Below are 22223 nucleotides of genomic sequence, written 5' to 3' on the forward strand. Positions count from 1 at the left end.
GAGCTGATGCTCTGCGCCACTTCCTTAGATCTTGCGATCCCTGAACTGCCTTAGTCGGCCAGCTGCAGGTCAACCGCCTTCGGGCCCTTGCCGCGACGATCCGGCTCGGTTTCGAAGGAGACTTTCTGGCCATCGCTCAGGCCCGGCAGACCAGAAGCCTGGACGGCAGAGATGTGCACGAAGACGTCATCGCCGCCCTCGTCCGGAGTGATGAAGCCAAAGCCTTTGCTCTGGTTGAAGAATTTAACAACACCTGTAGCCATTAGAGGGAACCTTCCCAGTATGCATGCCCCGCGTCCGGGCAAAAATTGAAGTCAGTGTCAGCGTCCTGACACCGGTATTACGGACGTAGAAAGTCGGGGAAGGCTGAAGTCTCTGGGCCCGATGTGTTCCCGCACACGCCAAGCGTGAACAGGCATCAGGCAGGCAATCAGTATTCCGTCCGGCCAGTTCGGCCGCCCGTCACGGCTTTTATGCGCATGAAATCGCCTTCAAGGCAAATGAAACTCCTGTGGCACTTCCCAGTGGGGGCTGCATAATCAAGGCAGGTAGGAGGCATGCATGACCGTCCATGACCGGAACCAATACTTGCTGTCTGTCGGCGCCATTGCCATGTCGGCAATCGCCCTGCTCTTCGCTTTCCTGGAATTGCGATCCTCGGATCGCCAGCTTGACGCTGCGGTCTGGCCCTATGTCGACGCTACCTTCGCGGTCAATGCGGATTCCGGCAGCCTGACCCTGTCCAACAAGGGGCTGGGTCCCGCCCTCATCCACGAATTCCGGATTCTCTACGAGGGCGAGGAAATCCGGCACCCACTGGAGCTGCCCCAGTTTTCGGACCTGGCGGGCACGTATTCGGTGACCACCGCATCCGCGGCGAGTTCCGTCCTGTCGGTCGGCGAAGACCTGGTCGCGTTCGAGGTCATCGGCGGTGATGTCGGAAGCCGCATGCAGGCGGCCCTGCGTGGCCTGGAGCTTGAGATCTGCTACTGTTCCATCAACGGCGCCTGCTGGAGCAATGCCAACCAGGCCAGCTTTCGCCAGCCGGTCGAGGCCTGCGCCGCCCAGGATATCAATCTCGATGATGCGCTGGACATTTTCCGCGATATCAACACGCCGGCCAGCAATGCCAATGAGGGGGAGGAATGACCCGTCGCCGCTTTCTGGAGCGCACACGCCGCAACCGGCAGGAACAGGCGCGATCAGGTCGCTCCTTTGATCCTGCGACGATGATCCGCCTTGCCTTCTTCGGTGTCGCCCTTGTCGTCGCGGTCGCCGTCTATGTCGGCTTCTGGCGCCAGGGCGAGACAATCTATGACGGCCCCTGGGGACTGATGCAGCGCCTCATCACGCCGCTCTTTTTCGGGATCAATGCCCTTGAGCTGATCGTCATCCTGTTTGTCGCACTGGTCTCCTGGCGCATCTGGCACCGCATGAACCGGCCGAGACGCGATTGATCCGACACGTTTTGTTGGAATTGTTGACGATATCCATGGCAGCGCCCGCCCCGGGCCGGTGACCGGCGTCGGCCCGGGCCTGATTGCCCTGCGCGAAAATCGACATGATCACGGCCAAAGGGATCATCAAGGCGATCCGCCCGCCAAAAAATCAATCCGATGGGGCGCAGCGGATCCATGGCATCCTCCCACCTGAAACTGCTCAAAGCTTGGAAATTTTTGCCGCCACCGCCCAGAAACGCGCGACCATACCGCAAAATCAACCTAGCCAGTCCCGGCCAGCGGGTTTATGTGCACCGCGTCGGCATGGATAAACCCCCTCGGCGTTTGAAAGGTCATCTCGTAATGGGCGTTAAAGTAGCAGTATTCGGAGCAACCGGAGCCGTGGGCAAGGAAATGCTCACCATCCTGGCGGAACGTCTTTACCCCGCTGATGAAATCCATGCCCTTGCCAGCCGCAAATCAATGGGTGTCGAGCTCTCCTATGGCGACCGCACCCTGCGCTGCAAGAATGCCGACACATTCGACTTTTCCACCGTCGATCTCGTCCTGATGTCGGCCGGTGGCGATGTGTCGAAGGAATGGACACCGAAGATCACCAAGGCCGGCGCCATTGTCGTCGACAATTCCTCGGCCTGGCGCATGGACCCGGACGTGCCGCTGGTCGTGCCGGAAGTGAATATGGACGCGCTCGACGGCGTCAAGAAAAAGGGCATCATTGCCAATCCGAACTGCTCCACCATCCAGCTGGTCGTTGCCCTCAAGCCGATCCACGACCGGGTCGGGATCAAGCGCGTCAATTGCGCGACCTACCAGTCCGTGTCCGGCGCCGGCCAGGCCGGCATGGATGAGCTGTGGACCCAGACGAAAGGCATTTTCGTCAATGACGGTGTCGACCCGCAGGCCTTCACCAAGCAGATCGCCTTCAATGTCATCCCCCATATCGACGTTTTCATGGAAGACGGTTCCACCAAGGAAGAGTGGAAGATGATGGCGGAGACCAAGAAGATTCTCGACACCCGGATCAAGCTGTTCGCGACCTGCGCGCGCGTCCCGGTCTTTGTCGGTCACTCGATCGCGGCCCATCTCGAACTGGACGGCCCGATGTCGGCCGGCGAGGCCCGCGACCTGCTGCGCGAAAGCCCGGGCCTGATGGTGATCGACAAGCGCGAGGACGAGGGTTATGTGACGCCGGTCGAATGTGTCGGCGAGTTCGCCACCTTTGTCTCCCGGGTCCGTGAGGACCCGACCGTCGAGAATGGTCTGGCGCTATGGATCGTCTCCGACAATCTGCGCAAGGGTGCCGCATTGAACGCCGTACAAATCGCGGAAGGCCTTCTGAACAAGGGCCTGGTCGGCCGCTGACCCGGCTGCACAAGCCGACGCAGATCGGCCATGCGCAATAAGCGGGTCGCCATCGACAGGCGGGCTCCCTATGTGCGATGCACGACATCGACCACGGAGCCCGCATGTCCACCGACACCTCAAACGATATGCGCCGCGCCTTGGCCGCCGGCCTTTCCGGCTACCTGATCTGGGGCATCTCGCCCCTGTTTTTCCAGACCCTGGACTTTGCCAGCGCCGTCGAGATCATCCTGCACCGGGTGATCTGGGCGGTGCCGCTGCTGGCTGGCTCGCTCGCCCTGTCCGGGCGGCTGCGGGCCGCCCTCGGTGTGCTGGCGGATCGCCGCACCCTGCTGACCCTGCTCGCCACCTCGGCGCTGATCTCGGTCAATTGGTGGGGCTTCATCTATGCCGTCAATTCCGGCCACGTCCTGCAGGCGTCCCTGGGCTATTACATCAACCCGCTGATGAGCGTCGCGGTCGGCGTTATCATCCTGCGTGAGCCGCTCGGCCCCTGGCGCATCGCGGCGATTTCGCTGGCCGCCCTGGGTGTCGCCAACCAGATCCTTACAGTCGGCGAAGTGCCGTGGATTTCGCTGATGCTGGCAACCACCTTCACCGCCTATGGCTATCTGCGAAAGGTCGCAGCCGTCGACGGTCGGGTCGGCCTGTTGTGGGAAACCCTCTTCATCCTGCCCTTCGCGATCATCGGCTTTGCCTGGCTGCAGGCGAGCGGGACAGGGCATTTCTTCGAGACCCCATTGCAGTCGGGCCTGCTGATCGCGGCCGGCGCAGTCACGGTGATCCCGCTCCTGCTCTATACGATCGGAGTGCGCGGGCTGCGCCTGTCGACCATGGGGCTGCTCCAGTTCATCGCGCCGACGCTGCAATTCTCGATCGGGGTCATGGGCGGCGAGACCTTCGAGACCGGTCACCTGATCACCTTCGCGCTGATCTGGACCGGGGTCGGATGTTTCACCTGGAGCCAGATCCGCCGCGAGCGCAAGCTGGATGCCCTTGCCGAGGACGCCTGACGCGCTGCTGCCGGCCTTGACCGGGCAGGTTGGCTGCCCTCTCCTGCCCGCAATTCTGCACTGATTTGATCGGAACCAGATTTCCCGATTGCGACAAGGCCCTGCCATGACTGATTTTCCGGCGCCCCGGCGCATTGCCAGCAATGGCATCGAGCTCTCCGTTCACCTCGCCGGGCCGGAAGACGGGCAACCGCTCCTCCTGGTCCATGGCTGGCCGGAGCTCGCCTATTCCTGGAAAAACCAAATTCATGTACTGGCCAATGTCGGCTACCGCGTCATCGCGCCGGATCTGCGTGGTTTCGGTGCCTCGGACTGCCCCGAGGGGGCGGAGAACTACGACATCGATACACTGATCGCCGACCTGACGGGCCTGCTCGACGCGCTGGGTCACGACAAGGCGGTCTGGGTCGGTCATGACTGGGGCGGGATCATCACCTGGCATGCCGCCATGCTGGCGGCCGACCGGTTTGACGGGGTGATCGGGGTCAATACGCCTCACCTGCCGCGCGGCGCCCAGGCGCCGACCGAGGCCTTTCGCGAGATCGGCGGGGATGACCACTATATCCTGCGCTTCCAGGAGCCAGGCTATGCGGAGAGCGTCTTCGAAGGCAAGGAAGACGCCTTCTTCGCCTTCATCTTCGGATCTCCGCCCAAGATCGGAAAGCTCGAGGATTATTTCCCCGACATCACCCATATCCCGGCCCAGTTCGAAAAGTTCGAAGGCCGGCCGGAAAAGCGGATTGTCGTCGCGCCGGAAGACCGCGCCGTCTATGCCGAGGCCTATCGCCGGACCGGCTTTGGCCCCGGCATCAATCTTTACCGGAACTTTGACGCCAACTGGCAGCGCATGGGCGGCGTCGACCACCGCATCGCCTTGCCCTGCCTGATGGTGTCGGCCGAGCTCGACTTCATGTTGCCGCCCAAGCTGACCGGATGGATGCCGGCCCTGTGCAAGGATGTCGAATTCGCCATCATCGAGGGCTGCGGCCACTGGACGATGTGGGAAGCGCCCGACGAGCTGAACGCCTATCTGCTGGACTGGCTCGAACGCCGTTTCCCGGCGTGACGCAGTTCCGGAGAAAATCGTTTAGACGTCAGGCGCTGAACAGGTCTATCCTCGGCACAAGTGAGCACCGGGGAGCCTGATGGGCAAGGCACGCTGGACGTTGTACAGCAATCTGAAGGTCGCCGAACTGGTGTTCGGCGCCGAAACCACCATGCTGAATCTGCGCCACGCCATCGCCGAATTGCCGGGAATTCCAGGCTGGCGCTCCAATTTCGACATGCTGCTGATCATCGACGACCTGGCAACGCTGGAAACCTTCACACCGCAGGCCATGAAGGATCACCAGGCTTTCATGCGCGGCTGGAATGAGCGCTATCGCGAGGGTCACGCACCCAAGACTGCGCTGGTGTGCGCTGATGACCTCAAGCGGATCATCCCGGAGCTCTGGTCTGCGATGACACGTGAAGGCTGGAAGACCAAGATCGAGGTCTTCACCAATCGCACCGAAGCGCTGGCCTGGCTGGCCGAAGACCAGGCCTGATCCGCCCGCTTGACCGCAACCCGACTAGAGGCAGCCGTAAACCGCTTCGATGATCCGGACCGGGCGCGGGTCGCCGGCAAGGTAGTGATGCTGGCGGTTCATGACATAGGCGCCGGTCAGATTGTGAACCGGATCGGCAAAAGCACAGGATCCGCCCCAGCCGGAATGGCCAATCGTCTCTGGCGTCGGGCCATAAAAGCCCGGCTTGGTGTTGCGCATCACCCCGGCCCCCCATGACAGGTCGAAGGGCAGGACTTTGTCCGGGCCGCTGACACGTTCCTTGACCAGATCCGCCAGCGTCGCCTCGGAGATGAAACGCTTGCCGTCCAGTCGGCCGTGGTCGGCATAGACCGTCATCAGACGCGCCAGGGCTGCAGCGGTTGCATGGGCGTTGGCCGCCGGAAACTCGGCCTTGCGCCATTCCGTTGCCCCGCGTCGGCCCGGTGAGGACCAGGGTTTCAGGAAGGCGAGCTCGCGCGGAAGGTTACGGTCACCCAGGTCCGGCACCTGACGCGGCATGGCGTGTTCGGCCGTGCGGACATGTTCGCTTTCGGCCAGGCCGACATGGAAGTCGATGCCACGCCGACCACAGATTTCCTCACGCAGGATCGCCCCGATCGAGCGTCCGTCGGTCCGGCGCGCCAGGGCATCTGCGATGAAGCCGAAGGTGACCGGGTGATAACCCGATCCCGTGCCGAGCTCCCAGAGCGGCGCCTGCCTGGCCAGCCGGTCCTCGATCAGGGCCGCGTCGAACCAGTCACCGGCATCCATCTCCTCGGCGATTCCGGACAGGCCGGCCTGGTGGGAGAGCGCCTGCGCGACGGTGACACTGGACTTTCCGCCCGCGGCGAATTCCGGCCAGTAGTCGGCCACAGGCGCATCATAGGACAGAAGGGCACGGTCGACGAGGCGGGCGATGACGAGCGCCGCGATCGCCTTGCCGGTCGAATAGACCGGAACCAGCGTATCGCTCTGCCAGGCGACACTCTTCTTGCGGTCAGCCCAGCCGGCATGGATATCCACGACCGACTCACCGTCGATGCTGAGCGCGAAGCCGGCGCCGATCTCGTCCTGATCGGTCCAGTTGGCGAGAAAGGCGTCCGCGACCGGCTCGAAGCCGGCGGCGACATGGCCATGAAGGGCAGGCAGGGTGTCGATGCTCATGGCCCTCTGGCTAGCGCGCGCCGCGACAGCGATCAAGCGGGCTGGGCTGGCTCGGCTTCAAGCGTCACCAGCGGCGTGGTCAGGACGTCGGCGGCGGCGACCAGTGGCAGCTCCGGTGCGGACCATTCATGGGCCCGCATGACCAGGCTCACCGTAGCGGCGACGGATTTCTCGAGGGCGGTCTTCGCATCCTCGCCGGCGATGATCTGATTGATAAAAGCCGCAGTCAGCGCGTCCCCAGTCCCGTTCGGCGCCTTGGGGAAGCGGTCATGGGTTACCAGCCAGGCCTGGGTCTCGTCCACATAAAGCACGCCGATCCGGCCATGGCGCGGCAGCGAGGAGACCAGAACCGGGCGACCCATCGCGCGCGCCGCGCGGACCATTGAAGCGAGATCGGTCAGCGGCCGGCCGGTGATGTGCCCAAGCTCGAACAGGTTGGGCGTGACCAGATCCGCGCGGCTGATCAGCTGGTCCTTGATTGCCGCCGCGATCGGTGCCGGGACATAGAGGCCTGCGGGTGCATCCCCCATGATGGGATCAACCACCACAATCGGGTCTCGCGAGAAGGCTTTCACGCCCTTGTTGACGCGTCGCCCCTTGCGCACGACATCGATGACCGCAGCCGTGTCGAAAACCTGGCCAACATCCGCGAAGTAACCCGTCAGCACGACATCCGTGACGTCAAGAAGCCCCTGGTCGGAGATGCCGGACAGGATGCTTTCGAACATGTCCTGTTCGACCGGGCCGCCGCCCGGCGCGCCCCAGCCGGGATGCCGGCCATACAGCACGGTCGGCACCAGCATGGTGTCGATTTTTGCGGCGTTCAGGACGCGCTGCGACGCTCCGCCTCCGACCATGGAAGCGGCGACATGACTGGAAAGGATCAGCGCCATCGGCATGGAAAACATGCTATATCCAAAACCTCACCGAGCAGAAGCCCCGGAAACGACTTGATGCGCCGACTGATCCGTTCAGCCCTCTTCGTCCCCGCCTCCAATCCGCGCGCGATCGCGAAGGCTGCTCATGTCGGCGCCGACCTGCTGATCCTTGACCTTGAGGACGCCGTGGGCCCGGAGGAGAAACAGGACGCGCGCGAGCTTGTCGACGACACGCTGCGCCAGTGGGATGTCTCCGGCGCGATCCGTGCCGTCCGCATCAATTCTCTTGAGACCGAGTGGGGCGCAGCCGACATCCGCGCCGCCGCCAGAGCCGACGCGGTCGTACTGCCCAAGGTCGAACAGGTGGGCGATCTTCACGCCGCCCGCTCGGCCCTCAGCTCGCACGGCTCATCGGTGCCGATCTGGGCGATGATCGAAACGCCGCGCGCCCTGATGGCGCTCAACGCCATATCCGGGGCTGTCGGTACCGGGCTTGCCGGGCTTGTCGCCGGTACCAATGATCTTTGCAAGGCGTTGCGGTGCTCGTCAGAGCAGAACCGACTGGCCCTCGTGCCACATCTCGCCAGTCTGGTTTGTGCGGCCCGGGCCCGCGGACTTTACGTGCTGGACGGGGTCTACAACCATTTTCGCGACCCGAAAGGCTTCCGGGCCGAGGCCGAACAGGGACGCCTGCTCGGGTTCGACGGCAAGACGCTGATCCACCCCGGCCAGGTTGACCTGGCGCATCTTTATTACGGCCCGACCTCGCGCGATCTGGAGCAGGCAGCAAAGATCGTCGCGGCCTTTGCTGATCCGCAAAATGCCGGCAAGGGCGTGATTTCGCTGGATGGGGACATGGTGGAGCGCCTGCACCTGGAAGCCGCGCGAGCACTGCTCTCCACCGCCAGCGAAAACGATTCCTGAACCGCAAAATGCAGATGAAACGCAGGCCCAGACTTGATGTTGCAGTACAAGACCGGCTTTCATGGCTGTTCTTGAGGGACACCCAATGATCGATTCGACCACTATCTGGCACAATCCGCGCTGTTCGAAATCCCGGCAGACGCTGGCCTTGCTTGAGGCCCGCGGCGGTGAATTGGTCGTGCGCGACTATATGGAAGACACCCCCAGCGTGGCGGAACTGAAAGCCGTCATGAAAATGCTGGGCTTTGTGTCGGCGCATGAATGGCTGCGCAAGGCCGAGCCGGACTATCGCGAACTCGGGCTGAAGGCAGTCGAGGACGAGGAAGCCCTGTTCAAGGCAATGACCGACTATCCCAAGCTGATCGAACGGCCCGTCGTCATCCATGGCGGCAAGGCGATGATCGGGCGGCCGCCGGAACAGGTCCTGGAACTTTTCTGAGCCGCGAAGCTCAGTCCGCCGCCAGCCTGACCTCACCTTGATACCGGATGATCTGCCCAAGCAGCGGCAATCGCAGCGCCACGTCGAAGCGGTGGCTGACCGCGTCTCCGCGCTCACTTGCCCTGATCGCCGGCGCCAGCCAGCCCGGCAACTCGATGCCCCAACACGCCACGCTGTGTTGTCGGAATTGTAGCGTGTCCGCCTCCATCTGCAGCTCGAAGCGCAACAGGAAGGGGCCGAAGCGCTCGACCAGCAGGCCAGCCTCCCGGCCCTGCCAAGTCGCAAAATGGCGGCCGTCATACCAGCGTTCCAGCAGTTCGCCATCCGGTTCGCGGCTCACCCGGACAAGTGCAGGTTGGTCGATGCCGGAGCGCGGCAAGCCGATCCCAAACGCCAGCAGGCCGGCCAGGGGGTTGGCGCCGCGCTCGATATCGACCCGCCCCTCCAGCAGAACGGCCGGATCGGGTGAATGAAGCTGCCGCGTTGCCTCGGGCAGACATTCCCAGGCAGATCCCAGCAATGCTTGATAAAGATGGCTCATGGGCCTCGCCTCATCCGCCGACGAAGCGGGCGATGCGGCTGCCCATCTGCATCAGCTTGAGAAGTGTGCCCTGCGGTAGCTTGCGAATCTGGGCGTACCAGCCGGTCAGATTGCCGACGAAGCCTTCCATCCGACGCAGGCGCTCGACCGCGAGTCGGGGCGTATCCGGATCCTGCTCAGCCGCTTCAGCGCATTCACGCAGGATCTCGATCATCGGGTCGATTTCGCGCTGTTTTCGGGCTTCGGCGATCGCCATCAGCATGTCCCAGGGCTCATGCGTGGCGCTGAAATGATCGCGCCTGTCGCCCAGCACATGTTCCCGCCGGACCAGGCCCAAAGCCTGCAACTCCTTGAGTGAGTTGGACACATTGGAGCGCGCGATCTGCAGGAGCTCGGTTATTTCTTCAGCATGCAGCGGCGCTTCGGCGAGATAAAGCAGCGCATGGATTTGGGCGATGGAACGATTGACGCCCCAGCGGGCGCCCATTTCGCCCCAGTGCAGGACAAAGCGTTGCATGGGCGCTGAGAGCTTCATCGGGACGACTTTCTTCAATTTCTGTTTGAACAGAAACTAACAGGCGCGGTGGATCCTGTCGCGCGCCGTCATGCCGCAGGCGCCGGGCGTCAGCGGGTCATCCGGGCCGGACCCGTCAGTCAGCCGCCGGTGCGTCCAGGATGTCGCGGATCGCATCGCCGAGCTGGATGGCCTCTTCGGCCCGAGCCGAACCCTTTCGCCAGGCCACGCCAATCTCGCGTCCGGCCACCGGAGGGTCAAAAGCCCTCACTTCAAGCCCCATGCGATCAACCAGCCCGGCATCCACCGCCATGCGGGGCAGCAGGGTCGCGCCCAATCCCGATTTCACCATGTGGACCAGGGTGTGCAGGCTGGTCGCGGCAAAGTCGGAGCGGGCCGACCCGGTCGAACAGGCCGTGAGGGCGTGATCACGCAGGCAGTGTCCGTCCTCCAGCAAAAGCAGCGGTTCATCGGCGAGATCGGACGGAGAGAGTGTGGCGCGCCGCGTCAGCGGGTGGTCGGGCGGTGCTGCGAAGAGGAACTCGTCCGACCAGACCGCATGGGTCTCGATCATTGGTGCATCATAGGGCAAGGCGACCAGTGCGGCATCAAGGCGGCGCTCCCGCAGCGCATCGAAGAGGCGGTCAGTCAGGTCCTCGCGCAGGAAAAGTTCGATATCGGGAAACCGGGCCCGCAGGGCGGGCAAAATCTGCGGCAGAAGGAAAGGCGCGATCGTCGGGATCACGCCGAGTTTGAACGGACCGGCCAGCGGCTCACCGGCGGCCTGGGCGGCGATGACGAGATCCTCGGCCTCTGTCATGACCCGGCGCGCCCGCTCCAGCACGGCATCGCCCGCCGGTGTCAGAACTGCGCCACGCGCACCGCGCTCGACCAGAACCGTGCCGAGTATCGTCTCCAGCTCCTTGATCGCCGCACTCAATGTGGGCTGGGTCACAAAGACCGCTTCGGCCGCACGGGAGAAACTGCCGTGTTCTGCGAGCGCGATGATGAATTGCAGTTGCCGGAGGGTGGGAAGCTGGCTCATACGTATTGATAATACCTATGGGTTCGCCAGAAACAATCCATTGGATTTATCTTTTGCAGCGCAGCATACCGCCCTCATTCCAAGGTCGGCAATCAAGCCGCCACGTCCCTAGGAGAGACACCATGCTGGGTATCGGCGAAAAACTTCCGGAATTCGAAATCACTGGCGTGAAGCCGGGCTTCAACGCGCATGAGGAAAACGGCGTATCAGCTTTCGAGCCGATCGATCAGGACAGTTTTGAGGGCAAGTGGAAGGTCATCTTCTTCTACCCGAAGGATTTCACCTTCGTCTGCCCGACCGAGATCGTTGCCTTCGCCAATCTGGCTGAAGAATTTGCCGATCGCGATGCGATCGTCATGGGCGGGTCCTCGGACAATGAGTTCTGCAAGCTGGCCTGGCGCCGCGAACACCCGGATCTCGACAAGCTCGGAATGTGGCAGTTTGCCGACACAACCGGTTCGCTGATCGACAGCCTTGGCATCCGCTCAGACGCCGGCGTTGCCTACCGCGCCACCTTCATTGTCGACCCGCACAATGTGATCCAGCACGTCTATGTGACCAACCTGAATGTCGGTCGCAATCCGGAAGACACGCTGCGTGTTCTCGACGCCCTGCAGACCGACGAGCTTTGCCCGTGCAACCGTCCGGTTGGCGGCGACACGCTCTAATCAGACAAAGAGCTGGCGGGCCATCCCTCCGGGGCCCGCCAGCGATCCCGGAGCCCGCCCGCCAGACCGCGAAGCGTATCCGGGATCGCCCCTCCCTGCCCAGAACACACAGGAATGCGCCATGTCGCTTGATACCCTGAAATCCGACCTGCCCGAATACGCCAAGGACCTGAAGCTGAACCTGTCCTCCCTGGCGCGGGAGACCGATCTCGACGATCAGAAAAAATGGGGAAGCTTTCTCGCCTCGGCCCACGCGATCGGTGAACCAAAAACCCTCGCGGCGATCAAGGCCGAAGCCGAAGCCCATCTGAGTGCCGAAGCCATCAATGGCGCCAAGGCAGCCTCGGCGATCATGGGCATGAACAATGTGTACTACCGCTTCATCCACCTGTCGAAGAACAAGGAATACGGCACGCTGCCGGCCAGGTTGCGAATGAACATTCTCGCCAATCCGGGCGTCGACAAGGCCGATTTCGAGCTCTGGTCGCTTGCCGTGTCCGCGATCAATGGTTGCGGCCTGTGCATCGACAGCCACGAGGCCGAGCTGCGCAAGCATGGCCTGACCACCACACAGATCCAGGCCGCGGTGCGTATTGCGGCGACGGTAAACGCCGTGGCGGCAGTGATTGCTGCTGAATCCTGATTAGGCGACTTTGCTGCAACGCGGAAGCGGGTCTCAAGGCCCGCTTCCAATGCGTTGTAAAACGGGAGTCAAGGCAGGTTTTCAACAGGCCCGTTGATTTTCATAAAAACGTCCGTACAATGATCGTATGTCGCTTATAGATCATACGCTCGATCCGCTACCACGCCGGACTAGCCGCACGGACCATGACATCCGCGGCGGACGGGTCTGGTTTTCGAACGACACGATCAACCGGGCCCGCTGTTACAATGACATTTCCTGGCTGCGCACGTCGCGCACCGCCATCCTGGGCGCCGGACTGATTACGCTCGGCCTGTTTCTCGGCAGCGGCGGCGCATCATCCCTGCTGATCCTCGCCGGCATTGCCGCGATCGCGATCAATCTGCCAGCCCTCATCCTCAAGGCGGCCTATGCCGCCAGGGCCGGCTGAGCCCAACCACTCCGAAAGATTGACCCTGACCACGCACCCACTAGTGTGCGAACGCATCAGCGCGCCCGTGAGGCACGCAGGGATCGGGGAGAGACTTCATGGGCTGGTGGTTCAAGATCAAGCTGTGGCAGCGCGTTATCGGCGCCATGGCGCTCGGCGTCGCGTTCGGACTGGCCTTGGCCTCGGTCATCGGACAAGACGCAGCGGCGGCGTGGATTGACGACAATCTTCGCTGGGTCGGAACCCTGTTCATCCGGCTGATCCGCATGATGATTGTACCGCTGATCTTCTCGACCCTGGTGGCCGGAATCATCGCAATGGGCAAGCCGTCAAAACTCGGCACGCTGGGGCTGATGACCTTCGGGATGTATCTGGCGACAACCTTCTTCGCCAATATCATCGGCCTGGTCATGGGCACGGTCATGCGTCCCGGTGCCGGCGTTGATCTCAGTGCTGCCAGCGCCGAACCGGTCAGCTTCGGCGAAGCGCCATCGCTGATCGACCGGCTTCTCTCCATTGTCCCGGAAAACCCTGTTGCCGCCCTTGCCGATGGCGACGTCCTGGCGATCATATTCTTCGCGCTGTTGGTCGGCATTGGCATCATCGCGACCGGGGCCGCCGGCAAGCCGCTGGGCGATTTCTTCAATTCCGCGTCGGACGTGATCCTGAAAGTCACCCATTACGTGATGGAAATTGCCCCGTTCGGCGTCTTTTCACTCGTCGCCTACACCACGGTCAGCCAAGGGGTGGAAGCCCTGCAAGCCATCCTGACGCTCATCCTCGCCGTCTATCTTGGCCTCTTCATCCACGCTGTGGTGACATATGGTTTCATCATCAGGATCGTCCTCAATCTGCCGTTGGTCCGCTTTTTCCGCGGCATGACAGATGCGATTGCGGTCGCCTACTCCACCGCCTCGTCCTCAGCGACGCTGCCGGTCACGATCGCGGCTGCCTCGGACAATCTCGGCGTCAAGAAGTCGGTCGCCGGATCAGTCCTGCCATTGGGATCGACCATCAACATGGACGGGACCGCCCTCTATCTTGGCATTCTCGCGCTCTTCACCGCACAGGCCTTCGGCTATGACCTGACGTTCGGGAATTATCTCATGATCGCCTTTACGGCGGCGATCGTGTCGATCGGGGCAGCCGGCATCCCATCCGCCTCACTCTTCCTGCTCGCGACGGTGCTGAGCACATTCGGCGTCAGCGCCGAACACACAGCCATCATCGTCGGGTTCATTCTGCCGGTTGACCGGATCATGGACATGGCGCGCACGGCAGTGAACGTGACCGGCGATGCCGCAGTCGCCACCGCAGTGGCGAAGTGGGAAGGCGAGCTGGACGAGGAACGCTTCCGCGAACCGGCCGTCATCTAGCGTTGCGGCAAAAGCCGTTGAACCAGAACGAGTCGGCCCTCCACCTGTCCTGACAGCGGCAGACCGGAGGGCCGTCCTGTTATGAAGATCGCCATCCACGCCTTCGGCACCCGCGGCGCAAACAGTGCCGCCCGGGCCGCCGACCTGATTGAAGACGATGCCGTACGACGGACTCGCCTCGCAAACGCTGGAACCGCGCAAAAACATGGATGGGAATTCACGTCACGCGGATCAGGGAGGCGCCACCATGAAGGCCTCGGTGATGCCCGTTGTCCAGGTCGGCCATGGCAATAACGGCGCCGACGGGACGGCCTGGATCATGACCATCAATGCCCACGATACCGGTCTGGTACCGGCCGAAATCCGCTGTTTCGGCATGAGCCGGCAGGGTCGACGGATCGCCGATACGTCGGATTTCCTCGCGGCATGCTGTGCCCCGGACTCGGTGCCCCCAGACCAGCGCATCGCCTTCACGCAGATCGCGTTTCGCAACGGCGCGATGTCGATGGTGTTCGACGGTTGCTGACTGTCCCGTTTCCCGAATACAGCCGCGAACCGGTCCGGCACGGCCCCGGCCTGCCCGACAGGGACTGACACGCCGCCACGCGACGGGCTGATCCGGATGGCTGCCACGAGCGTAAGCGCATGCATGACCCTCCTGATACGCATCCTCGCCCTGGTTGGCAGCCTCGCCTTGTCCGTCCTGATCGTCTGGGCCGTCCGGAACGGTGACTTCGGCGCGGCCGGTGCCTGGCTTACCGCGCAGCCCTGGGGAATTGTGACGCTCGCCGATCTTTATTTCGGCTTTCTCATCAGCGCCGTACTGATTGCCGGCTTCGAGGATGACTGGCGCTGGGCACTGGTGTGGATCCTTCCACTCCCGGTGCTCGGAAATGTCTGGGCCGGGGTCTGGCTTTGCGTCAGGGCGCGGCGTATCTGGCGGCGCCTGCGTCCGGCCTGAGAATTTTTTCCGTCGAGTCATCCAGGATGGCCTGGCCGGCGTATCTTCTCATGTCCCTGAGCGGGTGAGGCCTCACCCTCCAAGAACGCAGCGCCCGCTCGTCCCCGCGCCGACCTGCTCCGCCTTACTGCCCTTGGCGAGCGGGTCGGCGTACTCTTGAAAACCAATGTAAACCGGTCCGCCTGAACACGTCTGTTCGGCCGGGTCTTGAACGGCAGGTCGCCCTTCCCATATTGGCGCCACAATCATCGGGTACGTCGACACGACAAGTTGAGGCGAATTTTATCCGTTTTTAACGCTAAAGACGCTTCGATCCCCGGCCGTAGGGCTCCGTTAACGGAGTCAGCGCTGGAATGCTCACACGTACACAGGTCGGGCAATTGCCCCGAGGACATCATGGCCAAGGCACATTTCGCAATCAGCACGCTCGCAAAGACAGCCCTTTTGTGGCTGACGGCGGCCCTGATCTTTGCGTCGCTCTTCGGCGCCATGCTATCGGCCCGTCCGGATCGCCCTGACCTGAGCTTCAGCCAGAGTCACGACATCATCGTCGCCAGCGAGGCGGAAACGGTCGTCGAAACACGCTGACGGCCTGAACGGCCCACCGCTTGCGGCCACGGGCCGGCTTGACTCTTTTCCACACGCCACGTACTAGCCCCGCTTCATCATGCAAGCATCACGCTTGTCTTACCGGCACATCCGCACCAACTGGTCGGGGGAGGCCGGCGAGAACCCTGCTCGGCGAAGGTTTCGCTCAGCGGGGCTGCTTTGCTTTGTGATGATGGCGACGGATTGAGGTTTTGATGTTCGACACACTCACAGAACGACTTGGCGGCGTCTTCGACAAGCTCACCGGCCGTGGTGTGCTGTCGGAGAAGGATGTCGATGCGGCGCTGCGCGAAATCCGCGTCGCCCTGCTCGAAGCCGATGTCGCCCTGGACGTTGTGAAGGCCGCGACAAAGCAGATCCGCGAACGCGCGATCGGCGAGAACGTCATCCGCGCCGTGTCGCCGGGCCAGCAGGTCATCAAGATCGTGCACGACGCCCTGGTCGACCTCCTGGGCGGCGAGGGAGAGCCGGTCGGCCTGTCGCTGGACGGCGAACCGCCGATCGCCATCCTGATGGCCGGCCTGCAAGGCTCGGGCAAGACCACGACCTCGGCCAAGCTGGCCAAGCGCATCCAGGACACGCGCAAGAAAAAGGTCCTGCTGGCCTCCCTCGATACCCGTCGCCCGGCGGCGATGGAACAGCTGCAGCAACTGGCCGGCCAGATCGACGTCGCCTTCCTGCCGATTGTCCCGAACCAGCGCGCCGTCGACATCGCCAAGCGCGCCATGAGCGCCGGGCGTCTGCAGGGCTTTGACGTCGTCATCCTCGACACTGCCGGTCGCACCTCGATCGACGAGGACATGATGGCCGAGGCGCACGAGATTGCGCGCGTCACCAATCCGCACGAGACCCTGCTGGTCGCCGACGCCCTGACCGGTCAGGACGCCGTCGAGACCGCCCGCCGCTTCCATGAGCGCCTGCCGCTGACCGGCCTGGTGCTGACCCGTATGGATGGCGATGGCCGCGGCGGTGCGGCGCTGTCGATGCGCCATGTCACCGGCCTGCCGATCAAATTCCTTGGTGTCTCGGAAAAGCCCGACGGGCTGGACGCTTTCGACGCCAAGCGCGTCGCAGGCCGCATCCTCGGTCGCGGCGACATTATTTCGCTGGTCGAAAAAGCCGCCCAGAATGTCGACGAGGAAAAAGCCGCCCGCATGGCCAGGAAAATGGCCAAGGGCAAGTTCGACCTCGACGATCTGCGCGAGCAGTTCAGCCAGCTCAAGACCATGGGCGGTCTGGGCGGGATCATGGGCATGCTGCCCGGCATGAACAAGAAGATGCAGGCCCAGGCGGCGGCCGCCGGCATGGACGACAAGATGCTGACCCGCCAGGAAGCCATCATCCAGTCGATGACCCGCCAGGAGCGGGCCAAGCCGGAAATCCTCAAGGCCAGTCGCAAGAAGCGCATTGCCGCCGGTTCCGGCGTAACTGTCGCCGACGTCAACAAGCTGATCAAGATGCACCGCCAGATGGCGGACATGATGAAGAAGGTCGCCAAGGGCGGCCGCGGCGGCCTGGCCGGCATGATGGGCGGCATGGGCGGCGGCATGCCGCCGGGCATGGGCGGCCAGATGGGCGGCATGAATCCGGCCGATATGGGCCGTGCCACCCAGGGCCTGCTTGGCGGCAAGACCCCGTCGGGCGCGCAACTGCCCGGCCTTGGCAATTCGAACACCAGCAAGCCCGCGGGCCTGCCGGGTCTGGGCGGCGCGCCGCTCGGTCCGGACGGACTGCCCCTGGGCCTGCCGAAGAAGTAATCGCGTTATTCAAAGATCAAACTGAAGGAATACCTCATGTCTCTGAAAATCCGTCTCGCCCGTGGTGGCGCCAAGAAGCGTCCCTACTACCGTATCGTCGTTGCCGACAGCCGTTCGCCGCGCGATGGCCGCTTCATCGAAAAGATCGGGTCCTACAATCCGATGCTCCCGAAGGACGGCGAGCGCGTCCAGCTGGACATGGAAAAAGTGAAGGCCTGGCTGGCCAAGGGCGCCAAGCCGACCGATCGCGTGGGCCGTTTCATCCACCAGATCGAGGCTGACGCCTGGAAGTGGGAAGCCGGCAACAACCCGCAAAAGGCCGAGCCGGGCCAGAAAGCCAAGGAACTCGCTGCCGAGAAGGCCGAGAAGGAAGCCGAGCGCAAGGCGGCCGCTGAAGAAGCCAAGGCCGCTGCCGAAGCCCCGGCAGCTGAGGAAGCTCCGGCTGAAGAGGCTCCGGCCGCTGAAGCTGCTGCTGAAGAAGAAAAGTCCGAGTAGGACGGTTTTTTCTGCGACCAGGCGCGGATGATCCTTCCCCTTGATGGGGAAGGTGTCCGCGCGGCAGACGGTAGGGGTGAAACGCGACAGCGTTGTGGCGCGAACCGTTTCACCCACGCCGCCCCCTCCTTCGCCCGTGCTGCGGAGAGCCCACCTCGCCTGGTCAGGGCGAGGACCTGAAGACCAACCGGACAAACGCCCCATGACCACGCCCGCCGACGATCTCGTCTTCATTGCCGCCCTCGCCGGCGCACACGGCGTGAAGGGCGAATGCAAGGCCAAGAGCTTTGCCGGCAATCCGGCTGACGCCTTCACCTATGGCCAATTCCTCGATGCCGAGGGCCAGCCTTTCCTGACCCCGAAATCAGCGCGTCCGGTCAAGGACGGCTTCATTGTCCGCTTCGCCGAACCGCTCGACCGCGACCAGGCCCAGGCCCTCAAGGGCACACGGCTCTATATCCCGCGCGCAGCCCTGCCGGTGCTCGAGGATGACGAATTCTACCATGCCGACCTCCTCGGCCTGAAAGTCCAGAGCCTTGATGGCAGCCCGATGGGTACGCTGAAGGCCGTCCATGATTTCGGCTCCGGCGATCTGCTGGAAATCACCGGCACGCCCGACCGGAACGGCAGCTGGATGCTCCCCTTCACCCGCGAATTCGTGCCGCATGTCTCGCTGGCCGAGGGTCTGATCACGATCGACCCGCCGGAGGATGTGGGTTCGAAGGTCGAGGAAGAGGCGGGCGGAGCACCGGATGACTGACGCCCAAACCCCTTCCCTGCCATGGACCGCGACCGCGCTCACCCTCTTCCCGGAAGCCTTTCCGGGGCCCCTGGGTGTTTCGCTTATTGCAACAGCTGCGAATCATGGGTTGTGGGCGCTTGAAACTGTGGACATCCGGGATTTTTCCCGTCATAAGCACCGCTCCGTGGACGACACCCCTGCTGGCGGAGGCGCCGGTATGGTGCTCAGGCCGGATGTCGCGACGGAGGCGATTGATGCGGTGCAGTCTCGCTGGCAAGGCGGGAAACGACCGTTGATCTATTTGACGCCGCGCGGAAAACCGCTGGCCCAGTCCCGGGTTCGGGAATGGGCGACGGGTCCGGGCGTTGTCGTGTTTTGCGGACGCTTCGAAGGCCTCGACCAGAGGGTCATAGAAAGCCGCGAGATGGAAGAGGTCAGTGTTGGCGATGCCGTGCTGGCCGGGGGCGAAGCGCCCGCGCAGGTTCTCATCGAGGCCTGTGTGAGACTTCTCCCCGGCGTGCTGGGCGACCCGATGTCGGCCGAGGATGAGAGTTTCGAGGGTGATCTCCTCGAATATCCTCACTACACGCGACCGCGCGTGTTTGAGGGTCAGGAGATCCCGGAGGTCCTGTTGTCGGGGCATCATGGTCGCATCGCGGCGTGGCGCCAGGAGCAGGCTGAGAAAATTACGAAGGCGCGTCGCCCCGACCTCTGGACGAGGTACAAGGCCCGCAAGGAGAATGCACGATGAACATGATCGAGCAGCTTGAACAAGAAGAAGCCGCCCGCGTCCTGGGTGACAAGGAAATTCCGGATTTCAGCGCCGGCGATACGCTGCGCGTCCATGTTCGCATCAAGGAAGGCGAACGTGAGCGGATCCAGGTCTTCGAAGGCGTCTGCATCGCCCGCAATGGCGGTGGCCTGAACGAGAGCTACACCGTTCGCAAGATCTCCTTCGGTGAAGGCGTCGAGCGCGTCTTCCCGCTCTACTCGCCGAATGTCGAGCAGATCGAGATCAAGCGCAAAGGCAAGGTCCGCCGCGCCAAGCTGTATTACCTGCGCGACCGTCGCGGCAAGTCGGCCCGTATCGCCGAGCGCGTCAGCGGCCGTGGCATCGAAAAGCGCGAGCCGAAGAAGAAGGGCTAGTCCCACGCTCTTCGCGACAGCGAGACGAAAAACCCCGTCAGCCTGGCTGGCGGGGTTTTTTCTGTGCGGGATCTGATGTGTAGGTCAGTCCTTGGCGGGACACTGTCGTGACAACCGGTCGGCGACCACCGCGCGCGCCTCGCTCACGACCGCACGTGCCTCGTCGAAGCTCGTCTCGGGATCATTATTGTAATCCATCATGCGGTGCGCGTAGTCGCGGCCCTCACTGCGCACTTCGATGATGAAACGCACCTCCTGCAAAGCCGTGCGGCGATGCTCATATGTCCCGGTCACGTCGACCGAAGCACGTTGCAGGGCACAGAAAATCGACCAACGGGTATCCTGCTGGCCGCACCGGCGGTCGTCCGCCCGATCCCAGACTGCTTCGCTGGACAAATAGCCAAGGGCCGCGTCGAGAATGTCGACATCGGCCTGCGAAACCGGCCGGTCGCGCGAATCCAGAAGCGTCATCACCGACGCAAGCAACCGGCGCTGCTCGTCCGTCCGCTCCGCCTCGGGCACCGATGTGTAGATCTGCATGCCGTAATTGATCGTTGCGATTTCGGCCTCGATATCAAGCCGGATCGCCTGATCACACGCGCCCGCGTTCGGCGTCGCAGAAGCCATCAGCAATATCAAAGCAAGCAACATGGCAGAACTCACGACAGCCCGGCTTACAGTCTAGCCGGACCACGACATGTCAACAATCCGGCAGGGCCGGTCAGACATTGCCCGACACGATCGGGTGACCGTCCGCCGACAGGCCATAGCCCAGTGAACTGCCCACGTCACCGCACAGCGCCCAGACTTCTGCGATATGCGGATCACCCGCCGCGAAAGAACGTGTGCGCGTCGAATCAATCGTCGGGGCGGTGAAGCGGTCGGCCGCCAGCCCGGCAAAGCCGGCGAGCCGGGCGATGACTGCTTTCGGTCGCGAGCAGAGATCCTCGTATCGCAATTCCAGATACTGGTCCGGCGGCAGGTGGTTGCGGCCGAAGTCACGAACCTGCCGGACCTGGAACAGCCAGGAGATGGCGTTGCGCAGATAATCGGGATCGCCCCCGATCAGCGCGGTGTCGCGGCCAATCGCAGTGTATGCCTCGCGCAGGACGGCTGCGCCGACCGGATTGTTCGCGCGCGATGTCACATGGGTGCGGCGCAGGCTGGCGGTCACCGGGTGGCGCAGGATGTGAACGATACGCGCATCCGGAAAGGCCGCGGCAATCGCCGGCATGGCCAACATGCTCTCCGGCAGTTTCCACCCCCATGCCTCACTTTTGTCCGGCTCACCGCCGGCGGTGGCCCGGTCCAGAATGGCAAGCCCGGTCCGGCGTAGCGTCCTGGCGTCGGGCGTTCCACCGTCCAGTGTCGTGATGGCGGCGCCGTAGAGCGCATCCACCCATTCGACACTGTCGCCGGTCTCGTTGATTTCATTGCCGAGGAAAATACCGGCTGACCGGGCGAGCTCACTGAACAGGCGCGTTCCTCCGCCACCGCGACCGGTCAGGACGAGCGGGGCTTTCCCCGTTCCGGCTTCGCCGCCAGCTTCGACGACGTCACCGAACGCATACCCGAAATGCGCAGCGAGCGGGCCAGCTTCCCGGGCAATTTCGGCAAGGGATTGATCAGAAAGATCGGCCTGCCATTGCACCAGCGAGCTGGCATCGACCTTGCGATCACGCGGCGTGACCCCATCCGGACTGTGACCGACGTAAACAGCTTCATGCTCGGTCATTGCGATATCGTCTGACAGGCCGCAATGCCGGGCCATGGCCGCACAATGCCCGGACAGGTCTGCGACCAGGTCTTCGTAGCGGAAGACGAAGGGGTTCAGACCGGCCGCCCTGAACGTATCCATCAGGGACGACTTGACCTGCCAGATCAGCGCGCGTCGGCCGACGTCAGACAGGCTCCGGTCGGTCTCAAGCCGCCCCGCCAGAGGTTCCAGGCGATCAGCCAGGCTTGTCGCCGCTCGCATCCACCGAATTTGGTTGCCTATCATGTCGACATGGGTCAGCCGCCCCATCGACGCCACAACAGCCCGCGGATCGCGCACCGGATAGACGATATGGGCCTTGCGGCCGAGCCGGGCGATCCGCTCGGCCGCATAGGTCAGATTGGGGGCCTTGAGGATGAGATGGGTAACGTCCGGTGCCGGTCGCATCTCCGTTCCCTCACCCAGCCGGACCCGCGCATCCGGGCGAATGTATTTGGTCCGGGCGCGGTGAACCAGCTTGTCAGTCGCCGCGGCAGCGGCGTCGCCACCGCTCTCGAGGGCATCAAACCAGGCGTAAAGGCCATCCTGCTCATCGACGAGAAGCGTCGATGGATGGGCACCGAGAATCTGTCCGGTCAGCGTGGTGCCCGATCTCTGGCAGCCCACAACAAAGACCAGTTCCAGCTCGCTCATCCAAATCTCTCCGGGCGGCAATCGGAACACCGCGTCTTCGCGCGGCACACTAGGCCATCGCCACCCAGCCTTGAAGCCGCCTTTCAGCCGTGGCCCGCG

General features: G+C 63.2%; 28 protein-coding genes. 20 read left to right on the plus strand and 8 right to left on the minus strand.

What is annotated here, in order from left to right; translation table 11 throughout:
- Window positions 1-50: 50 nt before the first annotated feature.
- Window positions 51-263, minus strand: coding sequence for a cold-shock protein (locus tag QZZ02_RS08315; protein ID WP_291843620.1), 213 nt, complete (start codon window positions 261-263; stop codon window positions 51-53).
- A 298-nt stretch (window positions 264-561) separates the two neighbouring features.
- Between QZZ02_RS08315 and QZZ02_RS08320 the strand changes: the two genes are divergently transcribed.
- The 6 genes from QZZ02_RS08320 (at window position 562) to QZZ02_RS08345 (ending at window position 5382) form a co-directional block, all read left to right on the plus strand.
- The gene (locus QZZ02_RS08320) at window positions 562-1149 is read left to right on the plus strand and encodes a hypothetical protein (RefSeq protein ID WP_291843621.1); all 588 of its coding nucleotides are present in this window, start codon (window positions 562-564) and stop codon (window positions 1147-1149) included.
- Entirely contained in the window at window positions 1146-1457 is a 312-nt protein-coding gene (locus tag QZZ02_RS08325; protein ID WP_291843622.1) for a hypothetical protein, read from the plus strand. Before QZZ02_RS08320 ends, QZZ02_RS08325 begins: the two co-directional genes overlap by 4 nt.
- 345 nt (window positions 1458-1802) lie before the next feature.
- On the plus strand, window positions 1803-2822 hold the full coding sequence (locus QZZ02_RS08330) for an aspartate-semialdehyde dehydrogenase (protein WP_291843623.1): 1020 nt from the start codon (window positions 1803-1805) through the stop codon (window positions 2820-2822).
- Window positions 2823-2926: 104 nt separating this feature from the next.
- Window positions 2927-3835 (plus strand): EamA family transporter RarD, encoded by a 909-nt coding sequence (rarD, locus tag QZZ02_RS08335; RefSeq protein ID WP_291843624.1) that lies wholly within the window; start codon window positions 2927-2929, stop codon window positions 3833-3835.
- A 106-nt stretch (window positions 3836-3941) separates the two neighbouring features.
- The gene (locus QZZ02_RS08340) at window positions 3942-4901 is read left to right on the plus strand and encodes an alpha/beta hydrolase (RefSeq protein WP_291843625.1); all 960 of its coding nucleotides are present in this window, start codon (window positions 3942-3944) and stop codon (window positions 4899-4901) included.
- Between the two features lie 79 nt (window positions 4902-4980).
- Window positions 4981-5382 (plus strand): hypothetical protein, encoded by a 402-nt coding sequence (locus QZZ02_RS08345; RefSeq protein WP_291843627.1) that lies wholly within the window; start codon window positions 4981-4983, stop codon window positions 5380-5382.
- Window positions 5383-5406: 24 nt separating this feature from the next.
- Here the strand turns inward: QZZ02_RS08345 and QZZ02_RS08350 are convergent, their stop codons facing one another.
- Together QZZ02_RS08350 and QZZ02_RS08355 are read right to left on the minus strand one after the other, a co-directional pair.
- Window positions 5407-6546, minus strand: a complete 1140-nt coding sequence (locus tag QZZ02_RS08350; protein ID WP_291843628.1) for a serine hydrolase domain-containing protein — start codon at window positions 6544-6546, stop codon at window positions 5407-5409.
- A 32-nt stretch (window positions 6547-6578) separates the two neighbouring features.
- A complete protein-coding gene (locus QZZ02_RS08355) occupies window positions 6579-7454 on the minus strand; it encodes a PfkB family carbohydrate kinase (protein WP_291843630.1) in 876 nt (291 codons plus the stop codon).
- Window positions 7455-7499: 45 nt separating this feature from the next.
- On the opposite strand from QZZ02_RS08355, the gene QZZ02_RS08360 reads away from it, so the two are divergent.
- Window positions 7500-8348 (plus strand): CoA ester lyase, encoded by an 849-nt coding sequence (locus tag QZZ02_RS08360; protein WP_291843631.1) that lies wholly within the window; start codon window positions 7500-7502, stop codon window positions 8346-8348.
- A gap of 85 nt (window positions 8349-8433) precedes the next feature.
- Complete coding sequence (gene arsC, locus QZZ02_RS08365; protein WP_291843632.1) at window positions 8434-8787, plus strand: arsenate reductase (glutaredoxin); 354 nt, start codon at window positions 8434-8436, stop codon at window positions 8785-8787.
- A 10-nt stretch (window positions 8788-8797) separates the two neighbouring features.
- On the opposite strand, the gene QZZ02_RS08370 is transcribed toward arsC, so the two are convergent.
- From QZZ02_RS08370 to QZZ02_RS08380, 3 genes are all read right to left on the minus strand, one after another.
- Window positions 8798-9328, minus strand: coding sequence for a DUF4166 domain-containing protein (locus QZZ02_RS08370; protein ID WP_291843633.1), 531 nt, complete (start codon window positions 9326-9328; stop codon window positions 8798-8800).
- 10 nt (window positions 9329-9338) lie between these two features.
- Entirely contained in the window at window positions 9339-9863 is a 525-nt protein-coding gene (locus QZZ02_RS08375) for a MarR family transcriptional regulator (protein WP_291843634.1), read from the minus strand.
- A gap of 115 nt (window positions 9864-9978) precedes the next feature.
- Window positions 9979-10887 (minus strand): hydrogen peroxide-inducible genes activator, encoded by a 909-nt coding sequence (locus QZZ02_RS08380; protein ID WP_291843636.1) that lies wholly within the window; start codon window positions 10885-10887, stop codon window positions 9979-9981.
- A gap of 122 nt (window positions 10888-11009) precedes the next feature.
- On the opposite strand from QZZ02_RS08380, the gene QZZ02_RS08385 reads away from it, so the two are divergent.
- The 12 genes from QZZ02_RS08385 to rplS all read left to right on the plus strand — a co-directional run bounded on the left by QZZ02_RS08385 (window position 11010) and on the right by rplS (window position 19714).
- Complete coding sequence (locus tag QZZ02_RS08385; protein WP_291843637.1) at window positions 11010-11555, plus strand: peroxiredoxin; 546 nt, start codon at window positions 11010-11012, stop codon at window positions 11553-11555.
- Between the two features lie 121 nt (window positions 11556-11676).
- On the plus strand, window positions 11677-12198 hold the full coding sequence (locus QZZ02_RS08390; RefSeq protein WP_291843638.1) for a carboxymuconolactone decarboxylase family protein: 522 nt from the start codon (window positions 11677-11679) through the stop codon (window positions 12196-12198).
- 127 nt (window positions 12199-12325) lie between these two features.
- Entirely contained in the window at window positions 12326-12628 is a 303-nt protein-coding gene (locus QZZ02_RS08395; RefSeq protein WP_291843639.1) for a hypothetical protein, read from the plus strand.
- A 98-nt stretch (window positions 12629-12726) separates the two neighbouring features.
- Window positions 12727-14004, plus strand: coding sequence for a dicarboxylate/amino acid:cation symporter (locus QZZ02_RS08400; protein ID WP_291843640.1), 1278 nt, complete (start codon window positions 12727-12729; stop codon window positions 14002-14004).
- A 157-nt stretch (window positions 14005-14161) separates the two neighbouring features.
- The gene (locus QZZ02_RS08405; RefSeq protein ID WP_291843641.1) at window positions 14162-14530 is read left to right on the plus strand and encodes a hypothetical protein; all 369 of its coding nucleotides are present in this window, start codon (window positions 14162-14164) and stop codon (window positions 14528-14530) included.
- Between the two features lie 123 nt (window positions 14531-14653).
- Complete coding sequence (locus tag QZZ02_RS08410) at window positions 14654-14965, plus strand: hypothetical protein (protein WP_291843642.1); 312 nt, start codon at window positions 14654-14656, stop codon at window positions 14963-14965.
- 396 nt (window positions 14966-15361) lie between these two features.
- Window positions 15362-15553, plus strand: coding sequence for a hypothetical protein (locus tag QZZ02_RS08415; protein ID WP_291843643.1), 192 nt, complete (start codon window positions 15362-15364; stop codon window positions 15551-15553).
- A 215-nt stretch (window positions 15554-15768) separates the two neighbouring features.
- Window positions 15769-17331, plus strand: coding sequence for a signal recognition particle protein (gene ffh / locus QZZ02_RS08420; protein WP_291843644.1), 1563 nt, complete (start codon window positions 15769-15771; stop codon window positions 17329-17331).
- 36 nt (window positions 17332-17367) lie between these two features.
- Window positions 17368-17826, plus strand: coding sequence for a 30S ribosomal protein S16 (gene rpsP / locus QZZ02_RS08425; RefSeq protein ID WP_291843645.1), 459 nt, complete (start codon window positions 17368-17370; stop codon window positions 17824-17826).
- Window positions 17827-18028: 202 nt separating this feature from the next.
- Window positions 18029-18586, plus strand: coding sequence for a ribosome maturation factor RimM (gene rimM / locus QZZ02_RS08430; protein WP_291843646.1), 558 nt, complete (start codon window positions 18029-18031; stop codon window positions 18584-18586).
- Window positions 18579-19319, plus strand: a complete 741-nt coding sequence (gene trmD / locus QZZ02_RS08435; protein WP_291843649.1) for a tRNA (guanosine(37)-N1)-methyltransferase TrmD — start codon at window positions 18579-18581, stop codon at window positions 19317-19319. The genes rimM and trmD overlap by 8 nt, the downstream gene beginning before the upstream one ends.
- Window positions 19316-19714, plus strand: coding sequence for a 50S ribosomal protein L19 (gene rplS / locus QZZ02_RS08440; protein WP_291843650.1), 399 nt, complete (start codon window positions 19316-19318; stop codon window positions 19712-19714). The genes trmD and rplS overlap by 4 nt, the downstream gene beginning before the upstream one ends.
- Before the next feature lie 84 nt (window positions 19715-19798).
- Here rplS and QZZ02_RS08445 read toward each other — a convergent pair whose 3' ends face one another.
- Together QZZ02_RS08445 and QZZ02_RS08450 are read right to left on the minus strand one after the other, a co-directional pair.
- A complete protein-coding gene (locus QZZ02_RS08445) occupies window positions 19799-20341 on the minus strand; it encodes a hypothetical protein (protein WP_291843651.1) in 543 nt (180 codons plus the stop codon).
- 94 nt (window positions 20342-20435) lie between these two features.
- Window positions 20436-22124: a sulfotransferase gene (locus QZZ02_RS08450; protein WP_291843652.1), complete on the minus strand. Its 1689-nt coding sequence runs from the start codon at window positions 22122-22124 to the stop codon at window positions 20436-20438.
- Window positions 22125-22223: the final 99 nt, after the last annotated feature.

It is taken from the genome of Maricaulis sp. (assembly GCF_015665295.1).
Lineage (GTDB): Bacteria > Pseudomonadota > Alphaproteobacteria > Caulobacterales > Maricaulaceae > Maricaulis.

Excerpts from the sequence above, each read along its gene's own strand:
- QZZ02_RS08315 (WP_291843620.1), bottom strand. The coding sequence starts at position 263 with ATGGCTACAGGTGTTGTTAAATTCTTCAACCAGAGCAAAGGCTTTGGC.
- QZZ02_RS08320 (WP_291843621.1), top strand. The coding sequence starts at position 562 with ATGACCGTCCATGACCGGAACCAATACTTGCTGTCTGTCGGCGCCATT.
- QZZ02_RS08325 (WP_291843622.1), top strand. The coding sequence starts at position 1,146 with ATGACCCGTCGCCGCTTTCTGGAGCGCACACGCCGCAACCGGCAGGAA.
- QZZ02_RS08330 (WP_291843623.1), top strand. The coding sequence starts at position 1,803 with ATGGGCGTTAAAGTAGCAGTATTCGGAGCAACCGGAGCCGTGGGCAAG.
- rarD (WP_291843624.1), top strand. The coding sequence starts at position 2,927 with ATGTCCACCGACACCTCAAACGATATGCGCCGCGCCTTGGCCGCCGGC.
- QZZ02_RS08340 (WP_291843625.1), top strand. The coding sequence starts at position 3,942 with ATGACTGATTTTCCGGCGCCCCGGCGCATTGCCAGCAATGGCATCGAG.
- QZZ02_RS08345 (WP_291843627.1), top strand. The coding sequence starts at position 4,981 with ATGGGCAAGGCACGCTGGACGTTGTACAGCAATCTGAAGGTCGCCGAA.
- QZZ02_RS08350 (WP_291843628.1), bottom strand. The coding sequence starts at position 6,546 with ATGAGCATCGACACCCTGCCTGCCCTTCATGGCCATGTCGCCGCCGGC.
- QZZ02_RS08355 (WP_291843630.1), bottom strand. The coding sequence starts at position 7,454 with ATGTTTTCCATGCCGATGGCGCTGATCCTTTCCAGTCATGTCGCCGCT.
- QZZ02_RS08360 (WP_291843631.1), top strand. The coding sequence starts at position 7,500 with ATGCGCCGACTGATCCGTTCAGCCCTCTTCGTCCCCGCCTCCAATCCG.
- arsC (WP_291843632.1), top strand. The coding sequence starts at position 8,434 with ATGATCGATTCGACCACTATCTGGCACAATCCGCGCTGTTCGAAATCC.
- QZZ02_RS08370 (WP_291843633.1), bottom strand. The coding sequence starts at position 9,328 with ATGAGCCATCTTTATCAAGCATTGCTGGGATCTGCCTGGGAATGTCTG.
- QZZ02_RS08375 (WP_291843634.1), bottom strand. The coding sequence starts at position 9,863 with ATGAAGCTCTCAGCGCCCATGCAACGCTTTGTCCTGCACTGGGGCGAA.
- QZZ02_RS08380 (WP_291843636.1), bottom strand. The coding sequence starts at position 10,887 with ATGAGCCAGCTTCCCACCCTCCGGCAACTGCAATTCATCATCGCGCTC.
- QZZ02_RS08385 (WP_291843637.1), top strand. The coding sequence starts at position 11,010 with ATGCTGGGTATCGGCGAAAAACTTCCGGAATTCGAAATCACTGGCGTG.
- QZZ02_RS08390 (WP_291843638.1), top strand. The coding sequence starts at position 11,677 with ATGTCGCTTGATACCCTGAAATCCGACCTGCCCGAATACGCCAAGGAC.
- QZZ02_RS08395 (WP_291843639.1), top strand. The coding sequence starts at position 12,326 with ATGTCGCTTATAGATCATACGCTCGATCCGCTACCACGCCGGACTAGC.
- QZZ02_RS08400 (WP_291843640.1), top strand. The coding sequence starts at position 12,727 with ATGGGCTGGTGGTTCAAGATCAAGCTGTGGCAGCGCGTTATCGGCGCC.
- QZZ02_RS08405 (WP_291843641.1), top strand. The coding sequence starts at position 14,162 with ATGCCGTACGACGGACTCGCCTCGCAAACGCTGGAACCGCGCAAAAAC.
- QZZ02_RS08410 (WP_291843642.1), top strand. The coding sequence starts at position 14,654 with ATGACCCTCCTGATACGCATCCTCGCCCTGGTTGGCAGCCTCGCCTTG.
- QZZ02_RS08415 (WP_291843643.1), top strand. The coding sequence starts at position 15,362 with ATGGCCAAGGCACATTTCGCAATCAGCACGCTCGCAAAGACAGCCCTT.
- ffh (WP_291843644.1), top strand. The coding sequence starts at position 15,769 with ATGTTCGACACACTCACAGAACGACTTGGCGGCGTCTTCGACAAGCTC.
- rpsP (WP_291843645.1), top strand. The coding sequence starts at position 17,368 with ATGTCTCTGAAAATCCGTCTCGCCCGTGGTGGCGCCAAGAAGCGTCCC.
- rimM (WP_291843646.1), top strand. The coding sequence starts at position 18,029 with ATGACCACGCCCGCCGACGATCTCGTCTTCATTGCCGCCCTCGCCGGC.
- trmD (WP_291843649.1), top strand. The coding sequence starts at position 18,579 with ATGACTGACGCCCAAACCCCTTCCCTGCCATGGACCGCGACCGCGCTC.
- rplS (WP_291843650.1), top strand. The coding sequence starts at position 19,316 with ATGAACATGATCGAGCAGCTTGAACAAGAAGAAGCCGCCCGCGTCCTG.
- QZZ02_RS08445 (WP_291843651.1), bottom strand. The coding sequence starts at position 20,341 with ATGGCTTCTGCGACGCCGAACGCGGGCGCGTGTGATCAGGCGATCCGG.
- QZZ02_RS08450 (WP_291843652.1), bottom strand. The coding sequence starts at position 22,124 with ATGAGCGAGCTGGAACTGGTCTTTGTTGTGGGCTGCCAGAGATCGGGC.